Consider the following 2,114-nt stretch of genomic DNA (forward strand, 5'->3'; position numbering starts at 1 on the left):
CTAAGCATTTTATTAAATCGTGTTGTGTAATAATTGCATGTCATTAGTTGTTGTAAAGTTAACTTTAATCATAAATTGTAACTAACAGTTAACTTGGTCCAGTAAGTGAATTATGGCCTAATGAGATTGTGCTCGAAAATATTTGTGATAATTATCGTAAAATATGCATTTTTTAAAATTGAACTTTTCATGCACTCGACCAAAATTAATAATAAATATTTATAATAACCATTATCAATTGCTGTGTATTTTTCTGATTTTTAAGGGTTAATGTCTGTGATTTCTGTTTTTATTACACTTGATGAACGATGCCGATTCGTGATGACTGAGTGGTTTGTTGAGTATTTGCAATAAGGCTCACATATCCGTAGTGAGTGGGTGGTTATCTTGAGTTCTGCTGGTATCGGTTCATAATATACCTCCTTCTATATATAACCGGTCTGAAGTTAATGTCTAACCGAAATGCTATAAAGTCAGTCAATGATATGGCCAAACTAATGGTTGTGGCTTTTCTTACGATGTTAATCAATATATTTCCTGCGACAGCGACACCGTGGGAAAATCTTGATGCGAAACAACTTGAACAACAATTATCTGAAAAATTTACTAAGGGAGAGTACTCACCTAAAGGTGCGGACTCCTGCCTTATGTGCCATAAAAAAAATACTCAGGTTATGGATATTTTTCAGGGAGTTCACGGCGATTTGAATAATAGCCGCTCACCTATGGCGGGAATGCAATGTGAGGCGTGTCATGGCCCGCTAGGGCTGCATAACCGGGGGGGGAAGGAGCCGATGATAAGCTTTAGCCCTGATAGCAAGTTATCACCACAAAGCCAGAATAGTGTATGTCAGGGCTGCCATAACGACCCTAAGCAAATGGCGTGGCATAACAGCACACATAATTTGGAGGAAGTGGCCTGTGTTGACTGTCACCAAATCCATGCAGCTAAGGATCCTGCACTTGATCGTTTAACTGTGAATGAGACATGTACAGCATGTCACTCCAGTGCCAAAGCGGATATGAATAAACGTTCGTCGCATCCGTTGAAGTGGGATCAAATGACCTGTATCGACTGTCATAACCCCCACGGCTCTATGACCGAAAGCGCGTTGATTAAACCGAGCCTTAACGAGACTTGTGCAGAGTGCCATGCTGAAAAACGTGGGCCATTCCTGTGGGAACATGCCCCCGTCGTTGAGGATTGCTCGAGCTGCCATACTCCTCACGGCAGTGTGAATGACAGCTTGCTAAAGGCGCGGGTTCCGCAATTATGCCAGCAGTGTCACGCTGATGATGGTCACGCAAGTCGCTTAACCAACCAGGCTGGTCAAGATGCGTTTAGCGCAGGTAAAAGTTGTCTAAATTGTCATAGCAAGATCCATGGTTCTAATCATCCTGCTGGCAGCAATTTTGCCCGTTAAGTCTTGGAGTGATTTTAAATGCGTTCAATTAACTGTTTTTCATTAAATATTATCACTTTAGCCTTACTCACTTCTGGTGCGAGTGTTTTCGCTGCTGATTTTGGCATTCAACGGGCTAATCTCACCCATGCCAAAATAACAAACTACCAATGTAAAAATTGTGTCGTCAATCAGGGCTATTCGGGCAATGTAGGGGCGAGCGTGGGGATGGTCAATGCCGATGACTCCCATGCAGTAGACGCCTTCGGTACTGCTGACGATGGCGCTGTCGCGGGTATTAATAGCGATTTAGCGTATCAAAATAAGGGTTATAAAGCTCAGTTCCAAGCTTACCAACTTGGAATGGAGAACGGCTTTGTTAATCTGCAAGGTGGAAAGTCTGGCCTCTATAAGCTGGAACTGGATTGGCAACAGCTCACCACTCATCAAGCAAGCGCAGTGTCGACTTCTCTGTGGCAAAACAACGGCATGTTAACGCCAAGTTCACAGCCGCGCGTGCTGGATTTGGCCTTAGAAAGGCAGAAAACGGGCATTGGCCTTGAATATGATTTTTCTGGATATGTCCCACTGGGGTTAAATACCTACCTGCGTTATGACCGTGAGGATAAACAGGGGCATCGTAGTGCCAGTTTAGTGAATCCTCGCCCAACGAATTTTGCTGAAGCGGTGGATGAAACGACGGATAAGTTC

Annotated in this window: 2 protein-coding genes; both read left to right on the forward strand. The window is 43.5% G+C overall.

Annotated elements, in window-relative coordinates:
* Positions 1-485 precede the first annotated feature (485 nt).
* Positions 486-1,424, forward strand: a complete 939-nt coding sequence (locus ACRCZA_RS01980) for a DmsE family decaheme c-type cytochrome (RefSeq protein WP_438672806.1) — start codon at positions 486-488, stop codon at positions 1,422-1,424.
* Between the two features lie 18 nt (positions 1,425-1,442).
* Positions 1,443-2,114 (forward strand): MtrB/PioB family outer membrane beta-barrel protein (locus tag ACRCZA_RS01985; protein ID WP_438672807.1); only part of this gene is annotated, 672 nt, incomplete at its 3' end.

Source organism: Shewanella sp., from assembly GCF_051658185.1.
Lineage (GTDB): Bacteria > Pseudomonadota > Gammaproteobacteria > Enterobacterales > Shewanellaceae > Shewanella.

Coding starts and splice junctions, on each gene's coding strand:
- ACRCZA_RS01980 (WP_438672806.1), top strand. CDS start 486: ATGGCCAAACTAATGGTTGTGGCTTTTCTTACGATGTTAATCAATATA.